Below are 16,418 nucleotides of genomic sequence, written 5' to 3' on the forward strand. Positions count from 1 at the left end.
AGGCCCGCTTGCGGCGACCACAGCGGGTGAGGAGCAGGATCATGATCAATCATGTCTGGGGCCTGCTGGCCCATCCCGATCGCGAGTGGCAGCAGATTCGTCGCGAAGGGGAAACGGTCGGGCACTTCTTTGCCCATCATGTCGCCTTCCTGGCGGCCATTCCCGTCGTCGCTTCCCTCGTGGGTACCACGACCTTCGGCTGGCGCTTCGGTGGCGGTGAGGCCCATGTGCTGGACCTGCCTACGGCGGTGGTTCTGGCGGTCATCAGCTATGCGCTGATCATGGCGGCGGTGGTGGCCATGGGGCACGTGATCCACTGGCTGGCGCGGCGCTATCCGGATCGGCCCAGCGCCAACCGCTGCATCCTGTTCGCCGGCTACGTGGCCACGCCCATGCTGCTGAGCGGCCTGGTGGGCTTCTATCCGCTGGTGTGGCTGTGCGCCATCGCCGGGATCGTCGGCCTGGCCTATTCGGCCTACCTGCTCTATACCGGCATCCCCTCCTTCCTCAATATCGATCAGCGGGAAGGCTTCATCATGTCCGGCTCCACCCTGGCCATCGGGGTGCTGGTGCTGGAGGTGCTGATGGCCACCACGGTGCTGATGTGGGGGTATGGACCCGAGTTGTTTGGCTGATCGAACGTCGTTTTGACATAGCAAAAAGCCCGGATCCGTCAATCGATCCGGGCTTTTTGTCGTCAGGGCGCTAGTGGCGGGAGAAGCCGTAGAGGTCCATGGCCAGGATGCGATGGGCGATGCCATCGTGATGGACGCTGAAGGTGCCCTCGGGATCGGCCGCGCCCAGGGCGACGAACAGCGGCAACAGGTGCTCGTCGGTGGGATGGGCCTGACGGGCCTGCGGCGCCTGACGCCGGTAGTCGAGCAAGGCGTCCAGATCCCGCTCGCGCAGGCGGCTCTGGATCCAGTGCTGGAAGTCCCGCACATAGCCGGGAGACTCGGCGCCGCCACGGCGGAAGTCACCGAGGTTGTGGGTCAGGCTGCCCGAACCGATCAGCAGGGTATCCGCCGGTAGCACCCTGGCCAGTGCCCGGCCCAGGGCAAAGTGATAGTCCGGTCCACGGGCGGCGCTCATCGACAGCGGCACCACAGGAATTTGCGCGTCGGGATAGAGATAGCGCAAGGGCACCCAGGCGCCATGATCCAGCCCCTGCTCGCCCGTCTCGGCCTCCCAGCCCTGCTCGCGTAGGCCCTGGGCCAGCTGCTCGGCCAGGGTCGGAGCGCCAGGTGCGGGATATTCCAGCTGATAGAGGGCCTCGGGAAAGCCGTAGAAGTCATGGACGGTGGCCGGCCGCGTGGCGTTGCCGAATACCGGTATCCGGGTGTCGAAGTGCGCCGAGACCACGACGATGGCGGCCGGGGTCGGCAGCGACTGCCCCAGGGCGCGCCAGGCCGCTCCCGCCGCACCGGCGTCGAGCGCCTCCATGGGCGAGCCGTGGGAAACGAACAGGGTGGGAAGCGACATGGTGGCGACCTCTCGAGCAGGATTCAGGAGCGCTTGCGTGCATCCCAGGAGAGCTGGCCCGCGCCCAGCAGCGCCAGGGCGGCAGCGGTCACGGCGAGAAAGACCGGATATTCCCAGCCACCGTGGGGATTGGAAAAGGACCAGCCGTTGCCGAAATGGACCGTCGCCGCCGCGAACAGTTGGACGGCGGCGACTGCCGCGACCGGACGCACCCAGGCGCCCAGGATCAGCAGCACGCCGGCGCCCAGCTCGAAGAAGGTGACCGGATAGGCCAGCCAGCCGGGAAAGCCCACCGAGGCGAAGAAACCCGCCGTGCCCGGCAGGGTGAACACCAGCAGCTTGGTCAGGCCATGGGCCAGGAACATGGCGCCCAGGGCCAGGCGCAGCAACAGAGGAGCATAGGAAGAGGTACGGTCGGTCATGCTGATTCTCGAACTGAGGAAAGATGACCCCATTGTCCTGTTTCCAAGACGCGAATAAAGGTGCACGCTGGGAATGAACTGTGCACGTTATGGAAACAATCCTTGGATACCCTGAAAGCTCTGCAGGCCTTCGTCAAGATCGTCGAACTGGGCAGCCTGACCGCGGCGGCGGAGCGGTTGGAGCTGTCCCGCTCGGTGCTGACCAAGCACCTGGCCGCCCTTGAACGGCATTACGGTACCCGGCTGCTGCAGCGCACCACCCGTACCCTGAGCCTAACCGAAGCCGGACGCACCCTCCATGAAGGACTGGTGCCCCTGCTGGGTGATCTGGAGGCCCTCGAACAGCGCCTGCAGGAAGGCCACGAACGGCCCCGCGGGCGTCTCAGGGTCAGTGCGCCCCTGACCTTTGGCGTGCGTCACCTTGCGCCCTTGGTGAGCAGTTTCCTGCACGAATATCCCGAAGTCGCCATCGACCTGGAGCTGAGCGATCGCCAGGTGCGCCTGGTCGAGGAAGGCTTCGATCTGGCCGTGCGCATCGGCGACCTCAGCGATTCCAGCCTGGTGGCGCAGCCCCTGGGAGCGGTCGAGCTATTCATCTGCGCCGCGCCCGCCTATCTGCAGCGCCACGGTCGCCCCGAGCATCCTGCCGAGTTGCGCGAGCACCGCTGCCTGCTCTACAGCTATGCCAGCGACGGCGATCTCTGGGAATTCCGGCGCGACGACGAGCGCCTGCAGATCAAGGTCAGCGGGCCGCTGCGCGCCAACAACGGCAGCGTCCTGCACCAGGCGGCGCTGGACGGCCATGGCATCATTCGCCAACCGGATTTCCTGGTGGGTGATGACCTGGCGGCGGGTCGCCTGGAGCGACTGTTCGCGCCCTGGTACACCCAGGCCATCGCCATCCATGCCCTCTATCCCCATCGGCGCCTGGTGCCGGCCAAGGTGCGGCTGTTCATCGCCTGGCTGCAGCGACATCTGGTCACGCCCGGGCCGCGAAAAGCACTGCCGTAGGTCGCCGCCGAACGGTCGTTGGGAGGGGCTTCGCAGCCTCGCGGGGCTTGCCTAGAATCCCCGTCTGTCCCGCCGGCGCTGCCGGTTTCTGCGATGGCTGTCGTCCATGTCGACCGAGAATCCCTGCCTCAGCTGTGGCGCCTGCTGCGCCCATTTCCGCGTGTCTTTCTATTGGGGCGAATGCCAGTCGGCCGGTGGCCTGGTGCCCGACCACCTGACCGTCGCGATCAGCCCGCATCTGGTGGCCATGCAAGGTACCGAGCAGAAGCCGGTACGCTGCACCGCCCTGCTCGGCGAGGTCGGCTGCGGCACGCGCTGCACCGTCTACGAGAACCGTTCCAGCACCTGCCGCGAGTTCACCGCCGCCTGGGAGAACGGCGAAGCCAATCCCCATTGCGATGCGGCCCGCGCCGCCTATGGGTTGCCGCCCCTGACGCCGCCGTTGCAGCCGCATCTATCGCCCGATCGCGTAGCTTAGGCACTGTACGAAAACTGCCTGCGCTCGGTGATGCTTCGTTGAAAAACCTTTCGGAATGCTCATTTACCACTCGTAAACTCCGCTTCCTCAAGGTTTTTCGCCTCGCCTCACCATCGCTCGGCGACTTTTCGTTCAGCGCCTAGAGGAAACCAAACGGCCATCGCCGCTGCCCAAAAAGGCGACGGCTGGGCTGTAAAGCGTGGAAAATGCAGTGCGGATCAGGTTTTCACGGCCCTGCTTGATCGAATACCCTATCGCTCTTTCGCCCGCTATGCGTATCCTGTAGCGCCGAACAACAAGGCTGCTTCAACCGGCCACGTAGAGGCTCACAAAGGCTCTACGCAAGGCAAAGCTGCCGCTATACTGCCTGGCCAATACTCACACATGGAGTTTTTACATGAATAAAGCTGAGCTGATCGACGCCATTGCCGCGTCTGCCGACCTGCCCAAGGCCACCGCTGCCAAAGCCCTGGACGCCTTCACCACTGCGGTGACCGACGCCCTGAAGCAAGGCGACAGCGTCAGCCTGGTCGGTTTCGGAACTTTCGCAGTAAAAGAGCGCGCTGCTCGCGAAGGCCGCAACCCGCAGACCGGTGCCACCATCAAGATCGCCGCTGCCAAGCTGCCCGGCTTCAAGCCCGGCAAAGGCCTGAAAGACGCCGTCAGCTAAGACTGCGTTGGTCGATTCTTGTCTTCCGGGCGCTCCAGAGCGCTTCGGAAGACAGTCCCCCGCTCCACCCGCTCTCTCCCTCCTCCGCTTTTCCCCCTCTCCCCTCTCCGTCCTAGTGAAAATCCCGACTCGACACCATGAGCTCGTCGAGCAGCGGACTCAGATCGGTCAGGCGACCGGCGATCAGGTGCTGCACCCCCGCCTCCCGTTCCAGATGCCCCTCGACCTGTAGCAGCCGTGCCTGCAGCAGGGATCGACGCTGCTGTTCGCCCACCGCGCGCCAGACCACCACATTGAGCATGCCGTGCTCGTCTTCCAGGGTCACGAAGATCACCCCGCTGGCCGTGCCCGGGCGCTGTCGGCCGCGCACCAGTCCGGCTACCCGCACCAGGGCACCGGGCTTGATCTCGTCCAGCTGCCGGAAATCCCGACAGCGCCGCGCCTGGAGTTCGCCGCGCAGCAGACTCAGCGGATGCGGCCCCAGGGTGGTGCCCAGCATGCGGTAGTCGGCATGGACGTTTTCCGCGACACTGGGCGCGGGCAGGGCTGGTCGTTCCTCCAGGGCGCTGTCCGCCGATGCGAACAGCGGCAGCTGGCGCTCCACCCCGGCCATGGCCCAGCGCGCCTGGTGGCGATCACCGGCCAGCTCCGCCAGGGCACCGGCCTCGGCCAGCTGTCCGCGCGCCCGGGCATCCAGCTCGGCCCGGCGACAGAGGTCCTCGACATCGCGAAAGGGCTGCGTACCCCGTGCCGCCACCAGGCGCCGACCCACCGCCTCCGCCAGCCCCTGCACCAGGCGCAGGCCCAGGCGGATCGCCGGCTGATGGCCGGTCCCCGCCTCCAGCCGGCAGTCCCAGTCGCTGACCTGCACGGTCACCGCGCGCACCTCGATGCCGTGGCGCCGGGCGTCCTGGAGGACCTGGTCGGGACTGTAGAAACCCATCGGCCAGCTGTTGACCAGGGCACAGGCGAAGGCGGCTGGCTCGTGGCACTTGAGCCAGGAGCTGGCATAGGTCAGCAGGGCGAAGCTGGCGGCATGGGATTCGGGAAAGCCGTAGCTGCCGAAGCCCTTGATCTGCTCGAAGAGGCGTGCGGCGAATTCCGGGCGATAGCCGCGTTCGACCATGCGGCTGTGCAGGCGTTGACGATGGGGTTCGAGGCCGCCATGACGCTTCCAGGCCGCCATGGAGCGGCGCAGCTGATCGGCCTCGCCCGGCGAATATTCGGCGGCGACCATGGCGATCTGCATCACCTGTTCCTGGAACAGCGGCACGCCCAGGGTGCGTTCCAGCGCCGGCCGCAATTCGTCATGGGGATAGTCGGCCTCTTCCTCGCCATTCCGGCGGCGCAGATAGGGATGCACCATGTCGCCCTGGATCGGCCCGGGGCGAACGATGGCCACCTCGATCACCAGGTCGTAGAGGGTTTGTGGCCGCAGTCGCGGCAGCATGGCCATCTGGGCGCGGGATTCGATCTGGAACACCCCCACCGTGTCGGCGCGGGAGATCATGGCGTAGGTGGGCGCATCTTCCTGGGGCAGGCTGGCCAGGGTCCAGCGCTGGCCGCGCCAGTTGGCGACCAGGTCGAAGCAGCGGCGCAGGGCGCTGAGCATGCCCAGGGCGAGGATGTCGACCTTGAGCAGGCCCACGGCATCGAGGTCGTCCTTGTCCCACTGGATCAGGGTGCGTTCGGGCATGGCGGCGTTTTCCACCGGCACCAGCGTGGCCAGGGGCGCTTCGGAAATGACGAAGCCACCAGGGTGCTGGGAAAGGTGCCGGGGGAAGCCGATCAACTGGCCGGCGAGGATGAGCACCCGCTGCAGCAGGGGGCTGTCGGGATCGAAACCCGCTTCGCGCAGGCGCGCGGGGCCGGGGATCTCGTCGGTCCAGCGCCCGGCGCACCCGGACAGGGCGTCGAGCTGGTCGCCCGGCAGGCCCAGCGCCTTGCCGACATCGCGCAGGGCGCCGGCGGCATGGTAGGTGCTGACCACCGCGGTGAGCGCAGCGCGCTCGCGCCCATAGCGGCGAAAGACGTACTGGATGACCTCTTCGCGGCGCTCGTGCTCGAAGTCGACGTCGATGTCGGGCGGTTCGTCGCGCTCGCGGGAGATGAAGCGCTCGAACAGCAGATTGCCGGTGAGCGGATTCAGCTCGGTGATGCCCAGCACGTAGCAGACCACCGAGTTGGCCGCCGAGCCACGGCCCTGGCAGAGGATGTGCTGGCGGCGGGCATAGTCGACGATGTCGTGCACGGTGAGAAAGTAGTTCTCGTAGCCCTTCTCGGCGATCAGCGCCAGCTCCCGGGCCACCTGGTCGGTGACCCTTGCCGGTGCCCCCTCCGGCCAGCGCCAGGCCAGGCCGCGGCGGGTCAGCTCGGCCAGCCAGGAGCCGGCCGTCTCGCCAGCGGGTATCACCTCCTGGGGATAGCGATAGCGCAACTCGCCCAGGTCGAAGCGGCAGCGGGCGGCGATCGCCAGGGTCTCGGCGCGCAGCGCCGCGGGATAGAGGCCCTCCAGCACCGGCAGCGGCCGCAGATGGCGCTCGCCGTTGGGATGCAGGTGATAGCCGGCCTCGGCCACCGGCAGGTGATGGCGGATGCCGGTGAGCACATCCTGCAGGGCACGGCGTCCGCGGGTGTGCATGTGCACGTCGCCGCAGGCTACTGCCGGCACGCCCAGCTGCGTGCCCAGCGCCTGCAGCTGCAGGAGTCGAGCGGCATCGTCGGCGCCGCGCAGCAATTCGACGCCGAGCCAGAGGCGTTCGGCGAAGACGCTCCTGAGCCAGGCGCCCTCCTCGCTCGCGGGTTCGCCGCCCGGCAGCCAGATCGCCAGCAGGCCGGGCATGGGCGGCTGCAGATCCGCGCGACCCAGCTGGTAGCGGCCCTTGGGCGCACGGCGGCGGGCCCGGGTGATCAGCGCGCAGAGGCACTCGTAACCCGGCAGATCCTCCACCAGCAGCACCAGGCGCAGACCGTCGTCGAGGGTCAGCTCGCTGCCGATGATCAGGGGCAGCCCGACCTGCCGCGCCGCCTGCCAGGCGCGGACGCTGCCACTCAGGGTGCATTCGTCGGTGATGGCCAGCGCTGTGTAGCCCAGCGCCTTGGCCCGCTCGAACAATTCCAGGGCACTGGAGGCACCGCGCTGGAAGCTGAAATTCGACAGGCAGTGCAACTCGGCATAGCCGCTCATGCGAACCAGCCCTGGATCCACCAGGGCGCCTCCTCGCCATAGCGGCGAAAGGCCCAGGCCTGGCGTCCGTCGGCCACCTCGATGCGGTAGTAGTCGCGCCGCTGATCGCCCCCGTCCCACCAGCCGCTTTCGATGCGCTCGGGACCGGCGAGGACCCGGCGTGGCTGGCCGTCGAGGGGGCGCGGTTCGCTCAGCAGCCAACCCGGACGCAGGCCGGGCAAGGCGGTCTCCAGACGCCGCTCGTGGCGCCAGACCAGGGCGCGCTCGGGACGATGATCCGCCTGGATGCCGAGCCCCAGCACCGCTTCCTCGCCCAGCCGGGCACGCAGGCGTTCGCGTAGCACTTCCCAGCCCACGGCCTGGGCGGGACGCTCGTCGAACAGGCCATGGCGTTCCGGCACGAAGAGCGGCAACTCCTCGCTTTCCAGGCGCAGCGCCAGCACCGGGGCCACCACCTGCAGCTGTTCGAGGCGACCGCGGGCGAATTCGAACAGCAGGGCGGCATCGCGTTCGGGGGCCAGCAGGCCGATGGTGAGGGTGGTGGCCGGCCCCTGGCGATGCTCCAGCCAGAGCAGGAAGCGCTGCACGCCCCGGTCGCGACTGGCCAGCCAGACCGCCAGATCGGCGGTGAGGCGACGCAGGGGGAACAGCAGCGCCTGGTGGGATTCCACCTCGAAATTGAGCTCCACCCGCGCCACGAAACGATCGGGCGGCCGATAGAACTCCAGCGCCAGGCTGCGACTGCCGCCCAGCAGATCCAGCTGCTGCAGCAGCTCGGGGGCGAAGCGCCGGGCCAGGGCGGGCCTGGGCAGGGCCTTGAGTTGCTCCAGGCGGCGGATGCCCATGCGCACCAGCGCCTGGGCCTGCTGGGGGGCGAAACCGGCGCGCTCCACGGGCAGCCGATCGAGCAGGCGCGGCAGATCGTCCGGCGCGGCGATGAGGCCATCGGCGACATTGGTCAGCATGCGCGCCGCCACCGGATTGGGCGCCAGCGCCAGCCGGTGGCGAAAGCCCAGGCCCTGGAGCTCCTGGCGCAGGCGCCGCTCCAGCCGTGGCCAGGGCCCCAGCAGCGGCAGGCTGGACTGGATTTCCAGCAGCAGCGCCCGCGGATAGTGGCGACTGACCTGGGAGCTGAAGCCGTAGCCCCAGGCCGCCAGCAGCGCCTCGGCCGTCTCGATGAGCGCCGGGTCGTATTCCTGCTGCTCGAAGTCGCGGGTCAGCGCCTGGGCGGCGGCCAGGGTCAGGCCGGGGCGCAGCCCCAGGGCCCGCGCGGCCGGATTGACCGCCTGCAGCAGGCGGCGCTGTGGCGGACCGGAAAGCAGCACCAGCGGCCGCTCCGGCTGGGGATGACGGCGCAGCACGGCATCCAGCGCCAGCTGCGGAAAGAGGATGCAGGCCCAGCGCATGGCAAGCTCAAGCGCCGCCGGCCAGATCGAGCACGCCGGGCTGACCGCCGCGGCATTTGCGGATGTGCAGCCGTTCCAGCGGCGCCCTGAGCTCCAGGCGCAAGGCCGCCGGCGAGGGATTGTCCAGGGCGGCGGCCGGGCGCAGGGCGAAGGCCAGGGTACGGCCGCTCTCGGCGGCGACCTGCAGCCGGCGCAGCTGGCGATCGTCGGCCCGCTCGGGCCAGCAGAGCACCGCGCCGAAGCAACCGGAGCGCAGGCACTGCTCGGCGGCCCAGAGCACCTCGGCGCCCTGGGCGCGGATCACCACCAGGGCATCCAGCGCCACGCCGGCCGCCTGCCAGGCCAGGGGATAGGGCAACAGCGGCGGCCCGATCAGGGCGATGCGCTCGGCGGCCTGGCTCAGGCGCGCCAGGGTCGGCCAGAGCAGCCGCAACTCGCCATGGCCGGGGCCGGCGAGCAGCAATTCGGTCAGGGCCGCCTCCGGCCAGCCGGCGCCGGGCAAATGGGCATCCAGGGCGGCGACCCCGGTGGGCTGGTCGCTGCACCGGGCGTCGGGACTGGTCTGCCCCTTCCACAGGCGCCGCTCCTCGAACAGCCGGGCCAGGCTGGCGCCGCCGCTCATGCCGCCAGACCTGCAGGGATATTGTCCATGGCCATCGCCTCTATCTGTATATGCATACAGTATTAGAGGCGATTCGCATCGGGGTCAAGTCGAACCGCTGTCTTTGCGGTTGCAGGGATCGCTCAGATCCAGATCACCACGCCGACCAGCGCGGCCAGCAACAGCCACTGTTCGAGGTAGTAGCGGAAGCGGTTGCGCTTCTTCAGCGCCTTGCCGCGCTGGCGGATGCGATAGAGGTGCCGGAAGGCGCGATTGAGGCCGCCGGTCTTGTCGCTGGCGTCATTGGGCGAGGCCGCCGAGGCCAGCAGGGTGCCACTGACCCAGCGGTTGAAGGCGCTTGCCCAGCGATAGCGCAGCGGCCTTTCCACGTCGCAGAACAGGATGATGCGATCCTGGTCGGTGGTGTTCTCGGCGTAGTGGATGAAGGTTTCGTCGAATACCACCGCCTGGCCATCGCGCCAGTGATAGCGCTGGCCGTCCACCTCGATGAAGCAGCGTGGATCATTGGGCGTGGCCAGGCCCAGGTGATAGCGCAGGGAGCCGCCATAGGGATCGCGATGGCGCACCAGCCGCGATCCGGGCGGCAACTCGGCGAACATGGCCGCCTTGACCGTGCCGATGCCGCGCAGCAATTCGGTGGTCCTGGGGCACAGCTGCATGGCGGAAGGATGGCTGTCGCCGTACCACTTCAGATAGAAGCGCTTCCAGCCGCTCTTGAAGAAGGAGTTGAAGCCGGCATCGTTGTGCTCGGCGGATTTCTTGATCTGGCCGGCGCGCAGCAGGTCGAGGGCTTCGTCGCGGATCAGCTGCCAGTTGTCCTGCAGCACCTGGAGTTCGGGAAAGCGCTCCACCGGGTGATAGGGCGCGTTGGGCACCCGCGAGGTCAGGAACATGAAGGTGTTCAGCGGCGCCAGAAAGGTCGAATGGTCACTGAGCTGACGCAGCAAGCGATGGCGCACCCGGCCGCGAAAGTGCACATACAAAACACAGAGAAAAAAACCGCCAATCACGAACCACTTCACGCGTCGCTGCCCTGAAAAGAATGTTTCCGGATGTTATACGCCTCACCTCGGGCCGGGCCTAGTCTTTACAGTCTGACGATAAGCTGAATGCCTGGTGTCGAGCCGGACAGCAGCACTGGGAGCCGTAGCGGGCATCTTGTATCCTGCAGGTGACAATTCGAGTGCCCGGAGGGCCTCATCATGCGTTCGCTGCTCTATGGCCTGCTGCTCGCCAGTGGCGTCGTGGCCGCTCAGGATGTCTACAAGTGCGTGGACGACCAGGGCCGGACGACCTATACCCAGGGCGCCTGCCCGACGAATAGTCAGATCACCACCATTCCGCTGCAGAGCCTGCCCGAGAGCAACGGTTTCACGCCGCCGCCCCGGCCTGCCACGCCGCCGCCGGCCGCCGCGCCGCGGGAGGTCACCGTGGTACCCGCCCCCGCTTCCAGCCGCCAACGTCCGGTCGACGACGTCACCGTGGTCGGTGGCTCTTCGTCCTCTTCGAGCTTTCGCCAGGAAAGCGAGGTGCGCGGCTCCGGCATCATCTATCAGCCGGTGCCGGTCTACATCGACCGCCGGCCGCGCAACGAGACCTGGCACATGGTGCCCCATCCCCAGGCGCAGCAGCCCCAGCCGCCGGCGCCTCCGCCGCCACCGAACCGGGGCATTCCCATCGATCGCTAGCACTAGAGCTTGTGCAGGAAGTTGACGACGAACTTGCGCCCCTCGGTGCGGTTCTCGGCGTCCTGCTCGAAGTAGCTGTTGACGGTGATCAGATTCTCCCGGGAAAAGGCATAGGTGAAACCCGGACCCCAGGCCCAGACCTTTTCCCGCCGCCCGCTGACGTCGTGACCATCGACCTGGGTGTCGGTGATCTGCCGCAGCCAGTAGCCGCTCAGGCCGACGCTGAGGCGATCGTTCAGCGCGTACTGGGTGGCGAAGTTGGCGTGCAGCGCCTGGCCGGCCTGGGTGTCGGAGACCGCGCCGAAGCTGCGCAGCGGCTGGTCGTTCTTGCCGTTCCACAGGTACCAGAAGCGTCCGGTCACCGACCACTGGGGCGTCAGCCAATAGGTGGTGGCGTAGTAGGGATTGAAGGACCAGAAGTTGCTGCCCGGATTGATCGCCCGGTCGCGGTCGTAGCGACCGGTGGGGGCGACGATCTCGGCCTCGATGCGTTGCGCCCAGCGCGGACCGCCGTCGGGGCGGGTGGTGGTGGGCAGTTGCAGGAAGGCACCCAGGGTCAGGTCCCCTACCCCTTCGCGGGCGCTCAGCGCCTGGCCGCCGAGGCCGTCATCGACATCGGCGTGGGCCAGCCAGGGCAGGATGGCGGTGAATCCGGGCATGGCGCCATTGGCCAGGGGCTGGCCGACATAGATGATCTGGCTGACCGGGGCGAAGGTGGTCAGCTCCTGCTTGGGCAGGGGCAGCTTGCGGCCGTCCTGGTCGTTGAAGCGGCTGGTCTTGCCGTAGATCAGGTACTCCTCCCAGTACCAGCCGGGACCGTCCGGCGCCGGGGCGCCGTCGTAGAAGCTGGTGGAGCCGAGATTGAGACCGGGCAGGTCGTAGGCCTGGGCCAATGTGGAGGCGAGACTGGCCGCGGCCAGCAGACCGAATCCGAAACGTGTGCGCATGACGTCGTCCTGAAGTTGTTCTTGTTGTGGGAAAACGCGATCGCCGCACCGGCCGGCGCGGCGATCCGGGTCAGACGTAACTGGCGGCTAGACCGCCATCCACCGGCAGGTTGGCGCCGTTGATCCAGCGCGAGGCATCGCTGCAGAGAAAGGCGATCACCGCGGCCACCTCGTCGGCCAGCGCCGGGCGCAGCATGCGCTGGCTGTCGCGGGCGACGCGCTCTTCGCCGAGCATGCTGACGAAGTCGCCGAGGATGGGGGTGAATACCGGCCCCGGCGCCACGCAATTCAGGCGCACGCCGAATTCGCGCAGCCAGGTCTGGGACTGCACGAAGCTCCAGACGATGAGCGCCTCCTTGAAGTACTGGTAGCAGGTGGCCTGGTCGACCGGATGACGCGCCAGCCAGGCCTGGGCCGGGGCGAAGTCGGCGATCTGCGCCAGCTCGCGGTGCCGCTCCAGGCGCTCTGGCCATTCGGCGCCGAGGATGGAGGCGACATTGACGATGGCGCCGCCCGGCCCCAGCCGCGCGACCAGTTGCTGGCTGAGCAAGCGCAGGCCGAGGTAGTTGACGCGCGCCACCGTCTCCCGGGGCGCCGTGCCCGGTACCCCGGCGATGTTGCACAGGCCGTGCAGGCGCGCCGGCAGGCGACTGACCAGGGCGGCGATGCTGTCGGGGTCGCCCAGGTCGGCCTGGTGGAAGTCGTCCAGGCTGAACTGGGGCTGGTTGCGGTCGACGCCGATCACATAGGCGCCCTGGAAGCGCGCCAGCCGCGCCAGTTCGGCGCCGATGCCGGAGGCCACGCCGGTGACGACCAGGGTCTTGCCATTCAGGGTCATGGGATTTTCCTCTTGTTGTTATTGGTTGGGTAACACGGGCTTGGAGCCTGCTCAAAGGCTCACGAGCTAGAGCCAAACAAGGCGAACACGGCTGAGGAAGCGGATCGGACCCGCGCTCGGGTTTACGAGTGGTAAATGAGCATTCCGATCGGACTGGCGACCCAGGTCGTGTTCAACGCGGTTTGGCCGACGCGCAGCAGCCTTTGAGCAGGCTCTCAGAAGGGATAGCGTGGCGGCTCGTTATGCTCGGTCACCCACTGCCACTGGCTGTAGTCGTCCCAGTTGCACAGGCCACCGACGCTGCCGCCGTTACCGGACTGGCCACGGCCGCCGAAGGGATTGACCACCTCGTCGTTCACCGTCTGGTCGTTGAGGTGCAGCATGCCGCAGTCCAGCCGCTCGCCCAGCGCCCGGGCGCGGGCCAGGGAGCCGGAGAGCACGCCGGCCGCCAGGCCATAGGGGGTGCGATTGGCCAGGTCGACGGCCTCGGCCTCGCTGGCGAAGGTCACCACGCTGGCCACCGGTCCGAAGATCTCTTCGTCGAAGGCGCGCATGCCGGGACGGACGCCGCTCAGTACGGTCGGGGCATAGAACAGCCCTTCGTGCCGGCCGCCCTGCTCCAGCCGGGCACCGGCGGCGAGGCTGTCGGCGACGATGCCCTGTACCCGTTGCAGTTGCCGGGCATTGATCAGCGGACCCAGCTGGGTTGTGGGTTCCAGCGGATCACCGAGGCGCAGGGCGGCGGCGCGGGCGGCCAGGCGTTCGGTGAAGGCGGCGGCGAGGCGCTGGTGCACCAGGATCAACCCGGTGGCCATGCAGATCTGCCCCTGGTGCAAAAAGCTGCCCCAGGCGGCGCAGCCGACGGCGCGGTCGAGATCGGCGTCGTCGAGCACGATCAGCGGATTCTTGCCACCCAGTTCCAGGGCCACCTTCTTCAGGTGGCGTCCGGCGCTTTCCGCCACCTGGCGTCCGGCCTGGGTCGAGCCGGTGAAGGCGATCATCCGCACCTGGGGATGGGCGCAGAGCGCCGCGCCGGCCTCGGCACGCCCGGGCAGCACCTGCAGCACGCCCCGGGGCAGGCCGATGGCCTCGAACAGCCGGGCGATGAGGATGCCGCCACTCACCGGCGTCTGGTGATCCGGCTTGAGCACCACGGCATTGCCGCAGGCCAGCGCCGGGGCCACGGCGCGCAGGGAAAGGATCAGCGGGAAATTGAACGGCGAGATCACCCCCACCACGCCATGGGGCAGGCGCCGGGCATAGGACAGGGCCCCGCGCTCGCTGGGCAGGACCACGCCATGGGCCTGCAGCAACTGACCGGCGACCTGCTGCAGGATGACCCCGGCTTCACGCAATTCCAGCTCGGCCTTGGGCAGGATGCCGCCGGTCTCCCGGGCGATCAGGGGGGCCAGTTCGGCGCGATTCATTTCCAGGTGCGCGGCGGCGGCCAGGAACAGCCCGGCCTTTTGCCGGGCTGTCCAGGCGGCCCAGGCCGGTTGCGCCTGGGCCGCCTTGGCGCAGGCCTGGTCGATGTCGGCGACGCTGGCCAGACCGGTGCGGTGCAGGGGCTGGCCGGTGGCAGGTTCGATGACCTCCAGGGTGCCGCCCTGGGCGGCGATCCAGTCGCCATCGAAGATCCGCTCGCGCCAGGGGGCGCCGTCCAGGAACGGCGTGGATGATCTGCTCATAGCCTTCTCCTTGTTGTTATCAGGCCGCGGTGGGCACAGGCAAGGGAGCAAGGGCTGTGCCCAGACCGGGCTGACAGGAAAAAGAGTCTTTCTATCAAGGACTTGCTGGCTTGAGCGGACGCAGGCAGCAGGCTCGACCGGCAAACGCCTTGCTCAAAAGATAAAGTTATGAGGTATAACCTTTTCCTCGATTGCGCATTTGCGCAATTCACCCGAGAGGTCGTGCCATGGCCCGTTCCGAACGTCTGTCCCTCAGCGATCTGCAGCAGGCCGCTACCGGCTTCCAGCGTGGCGACAGTGCCGCCTGGGATGGCAGCGCCAGTCCGACCCAGGCGGAACTGGCCGAGTGCCTGTTCTTCTCCCCCGGTGATGGCCGCATCTGGCTCAACGACCAGCGCATGCTGCTGGTACACGCCTCCGCCTTTGGTGCCCTGCGGCGCGAGCTGATCGGCGCCCTGGGGCAGGAACGCGCCCGCGGCCTGCTGACTCGGGTCGGCTATCTTTCCGGAGTGCGCGATGCCGAGCTGGTGCGCAAGCGCTGGCCGCAGGCCGACGCCGCGGCGATCTTTGCCGCCGGTACCCGGCTGCATGGCCTGGAGGGCCTGGTGCGGGTCGAGCCGCTGCATTTCGAATTCGATGTCGACCAGGGGCGCTATGGCGGCGAATTCCTCTGGCATCACTCGGCCGAATGCGACGAGCACCAGATCGCCCATGGCCAGGGCAGCGATCCGGCCTGCTGGATGGAGATCGGCTATGCGATCGGCTACGTCAGCAGCCTGTTCGGCCGCCTGGTGATCTTTCGCGAAGTGGAATGCCGGGCCATGGGGCATGCCGTCTGCCGGGTCGAAGGCCGCAACGCCGAACGCTGGCCCGACGTGGCGGAAGACCTGCGCTATCTCAATGCGGCCGGCGACGGCGCTCCGGCGCTGACGCCGGCGGAACGCCTGCCCGCGCCCCTGCCCCACGCCGCCGACGGCCAGCAGCCGCTGGTGGGGGCTTCAGCGGCCTTCAACAGCGCGTTCCAGGCGCTGCAGCGGGTCGCCCCGACGCCAGCCACGGTGCTGCTCACCGGCGAATCAGGGGTGGGCAAGGAACTGTTCGCCAGCCACCTGCACCGCCTCAGCCGCCGCGCCGACGGCCCCTTCGTCGCCCTCAACTGCGCGGCCATTCCCGAGAATCTCATCGAAGCCGAATTGTTCGGCGTGGAGCGCGGCGCCTTCACCGGCGCCAACCAGTCCCGCGCCGGACGTTTCGAACGGGCTCAGGGCGGCACCCTGTTCCTCGACGAGATCGCCTGCCTGAGCCTGCCCGGTCAGGGCAAGCTGCTGCGCGCGCTTCAGGAGCGCGAGATCGAGCGGGTCGGCGGCAGCCGCACGCTCAGGGTGGACGTCCGGGTGATCGCCGCCACCAACCTGGATCTGCGCGAGGCGGTACGTCGCGGCGAATTCCGCGAAGACCTCTTCTATCGCCTCAACGTCTATCCCATCGGCATTCCGCCGTTGCGTGACCGGCGCGACGACGTGCCCCTGCTGGTGGATCTGTTCCTGCGGCGCTTCTGCGCCGCCTACGAACGGCCGCCGGTGGGCCTGACCATGCGCGCCCTCAAGGCCCTGCTGCGCTACGACTTTCCCGGCAACGTGCGGGAATTGCAGAATCTGGTGGAGCGCGGGGTGATCGCCAGCGATCCGGGCGAACTCATCGACCTGCCCCACCTGTTTCGCGGCGAGCCGCTGCCGGCCGAGCTCGTCGACGAGGCGCCGCCTGCCACCGGCTGGCTGGAGCGCCTGGGCGTGGACGGCGAACGCCAGCTGCCGCTGGCGCAGCTGGAAGCCGAGCTGCTCGACGAAGCCCTGGCGCGCAGCCAGGGCAACATGGCCGCCGCGGCGCGCCTGCTCGGCCTGAGCCGCGCCCAGTTCGCCTATCGCCATCGCCGCGCCCGCCAGGATCTGGACTAGAATGACCCCTCGATACCCTCCACT

At 68.2% G+C, this 16,418-nt stretch carries 15 protein-coding genes; 6 read left to right on the forward strand and 9 right to left on the reverse strand.

Annotated features, from left to right (window positions below; all coding sequences use genetic code 11):
* The first annotated feature begins 41 nt into the window (after nucleotides 1-41).
* Complete coding sequence (locus OXS31_RS21055; protein WP_007159047.1) at nucleotides 42-635, forward strand: Yip1 family protein; 594 nt, start codon at nucleotides 42-44, stop codon at nucleotides 633-635.
* A gap of 70 nt (nucleotides 636-705) precedes the next feature.
* On the opposite strand, the gene OXS31_RS21060 is transcribed toward OXS31_RS21055, so the two are convergent.
* Both OXS31_RS21060 and OXS31_RS21065 read right to left on the reverse strand, forming a co-directional pair.
* Nucleotides 706-1,482, reverse strand: a complete 777-nt coding sequence (locus OXS31_RS21060; protein ID WP_267401825.1) for a class III extradiol ring-cleavage dioxygenase — start codon at nucleotides 1,480-1,482, stop codon at nucleotides 706-708.
* A 23-nt stretch (nucleotides 1,483-1,505) separates the two neighbouring features.
* Complete coding sequence (locus OXS31_RS21065) at nucleotides 1,506-1,904, reverse strand: DoxX family protein (RefSeq protein WP_007159049.1); 399 nt, start codon at nucleotides 1,902-1,904, stop codon at nucleotides 1,506-1,508.
* Nucleotides 1,905-2,006: 102 nt separating this feature from the next.
* Between OXS31_RS21065 and OXS31_RS21070 the strand changes: the two genes are divergently transcribed.
* From OXS31_RS21070 to OXS31_RS21080, 3 genes are all read left to right on the forward strand, one after another.
* A complete protein-coding gene (locus OXS31_RS21070; protein ID WP_027596810.1) occupies nucleotides 2,007-2,915 on the forward strand; it encodes a LysR family transcriptional regulator in 909 nt (302 codons plus the stop codon).
* Nucleotides 2,916-3,021: 106 nt separating this feature from the next.
* Nucleotides 3,022-3,393 (forward strand): YkgJ family cysteine cluster protein, encoded by a 372-nt coding sequence (locus OXS31_RS21075; protein WP_027602781.1) that lies wholly within the window; start codon nucleotides 3,022-3,024, stop codon nucleotides 3,391-3,393.
* Between the two features lie 397 nt (nucleotides 3,394-3,790).
* The gene (locus OXS31_RS21080; RefSeq protein ID WP_007159052.1) at nucleotides 3,791-4,063 is read left to right on the forward strand and encodes an HU family DNA-binding protein; all 273 of its coding nucleotides are present in this window, start codon (nucleotides 3,791-3,793) and stop codon (nucleotides 4,061-4,063) included.
* Nucleotides 4,064-4,175: 112 nt separating this feature from the next.
* Here OXS31_RS21080 and OXS31_RS21085 read toward each other — a convergent pair whose 3' ends face one another.
* From OXS31_RS21085 to lpxO, 4 genes are all read right to left on the reverse strand, one after another.
* On the reverse strand, nucleotides 4,176-7,250 hold the full coding sequence (locus OXS31_RS21085) for an error-prone DNA polymerase (RefSeq protein ID WP_276591448.1): 3,075 nt from the start codon (nucleotides 7,248-7,250) through the stop codon (nucleotides 4,176-4,178).
* Entirely contained in the window at nucleotides 7,247-8,656 is a 1,410-nt protein-coding gene (locus OXS31_RS21090) for a DNA polymerase Y family protein (RefSeq protein WP_042135603.1), read from the reverse strand. Before OXS31_RS21090 ends, OXS31_RS21085 begins: the two co-directional genes overlap by 4 nt.
* A gap of 7 nt (nucleotides 8,657-8,663) precedes the next feature.
* Nucleotides 8,664-9,278: a translesion DNA synthesis-associated protein ImuA gene (gene imuA / locus OXS31_RS21095; RefSeq protein ID WP_267401840.1), complete on the reverse strand. Its 615-nt coding sequence runs from the start codon at nucleotides 9,276-9,278 to the stop codon at nucleotides 8,664-8,666.
* A gap of 122 nt (nucleotides 9,279-9,400) precedes the next feature.
* The gene (lpxO, locus tag OXS31_RS21100) at nucleotides 9,401-10,300 is read right to left on the reverse strand and encodes a lipid A hydroxylase LpxO (protein WP_027596814.1); all 900 of its coding nucleotides are present in this window, start codon (nucleotides 10,298-10,300) and stop codon (nucleotides 9,401-9,403) included.
* Between the two features lie 180 nt (nucleotides 10,301-10,480).
* On the opposite strand from lpxO, the gene OXS31_RS21105 reads away from it, so the two are divergent.
* Complete coding sequence (locus OXS31_RS21105; protein WP_007159057.1) at nucleotides 10,481-10,966, forward strand: DUF4124 domain-containing protein; 486 nt, start codon at nucleotides 10,481-10,483, stop codon at nucleotides 10,964-10,966.
* 2 nt (nucleotides 10,967-10,968) lie between these two features.
* Here the strand turns inward: OXS31_RS21105 and OXS31_RS21110 are convergent, their stop codons facing one another.
* From OXS31_RS21110 to OXS31_RS21120, 3 genes are all read right to left on the reverse strand, one after another.
* Nucleotides 10,969-11,913 carry a transporter gene (locus OXS31_RS21110; RefSeq protein ID WP_027602777.1) on the reverse strand — a complete coding sequence of 315 codons (945 nt, stop codon included), beginning with the start codon at nucleotides 11,911-11,913 and terminating at the stop codon, nucleotides 10,969-10,971.
* 70 nt (nucleotides 11,914-11,983) lie between these two features.
* Nucleotides 11,984-12,751 carry a coniferyl-alcohol dehydrogenase gene (locus OXS31_RS21115; protein WP_267401842.1) on the reverse strand — a complete coding sequence of 256 codons (768 nt, stop codon included), beginning with the start codon at nucleotides 12,749-12,751 and terminating at the stop codon, nucleotides 11,984-11,986.
* A 215-nt stretch (nucleotides 12,752-12,966) separates the two neighbouring features.
* The gene (locus OXS31_RS21120) at nucleotides 12,967-14,439 is read right to left on the reverse strand and encodes a benzaldehyde dehydrogenase (RefSeq protein ID WP_267401843.1); all 1,473 of its coding nucleotides are present in this window, start codon (nucleotides 14,437-14,439) and stop codon (nucleotides 12,967-12,969) included.
* Between the two features lie 227 nt (nucleotides 14,440-14,666).
* Between OXS31_RS21120 and OXS31_RS21125 the strand changes: the two genes are divergently transcribed.
* A complete protein-coding gene (locus OXS31_RS21125) occupies nucleotides 14,667-16,394 on the forward strand; it encodes a sigma-54-dependent Fis family transcriptional regulator (RefSeq protein ID WP_044341405.1) in 1,728 nt (575 codons plus the stop codon).
* Nucleotides 16,395-16,418: the final 24 nt, after the last annotated feature.

It is taken from the genome of Pseudomonas sp. GM_Psu_1, assembly GCF_026544185.1.
Taxonomy (GTDB): domain Bacteria; phylum Pseudomonadota; class Gammaproteobacteria; order Pseudomonadales; family Pseudomonadaceae; genus Chryseomonas; species Chryseomonas oryzihabitans.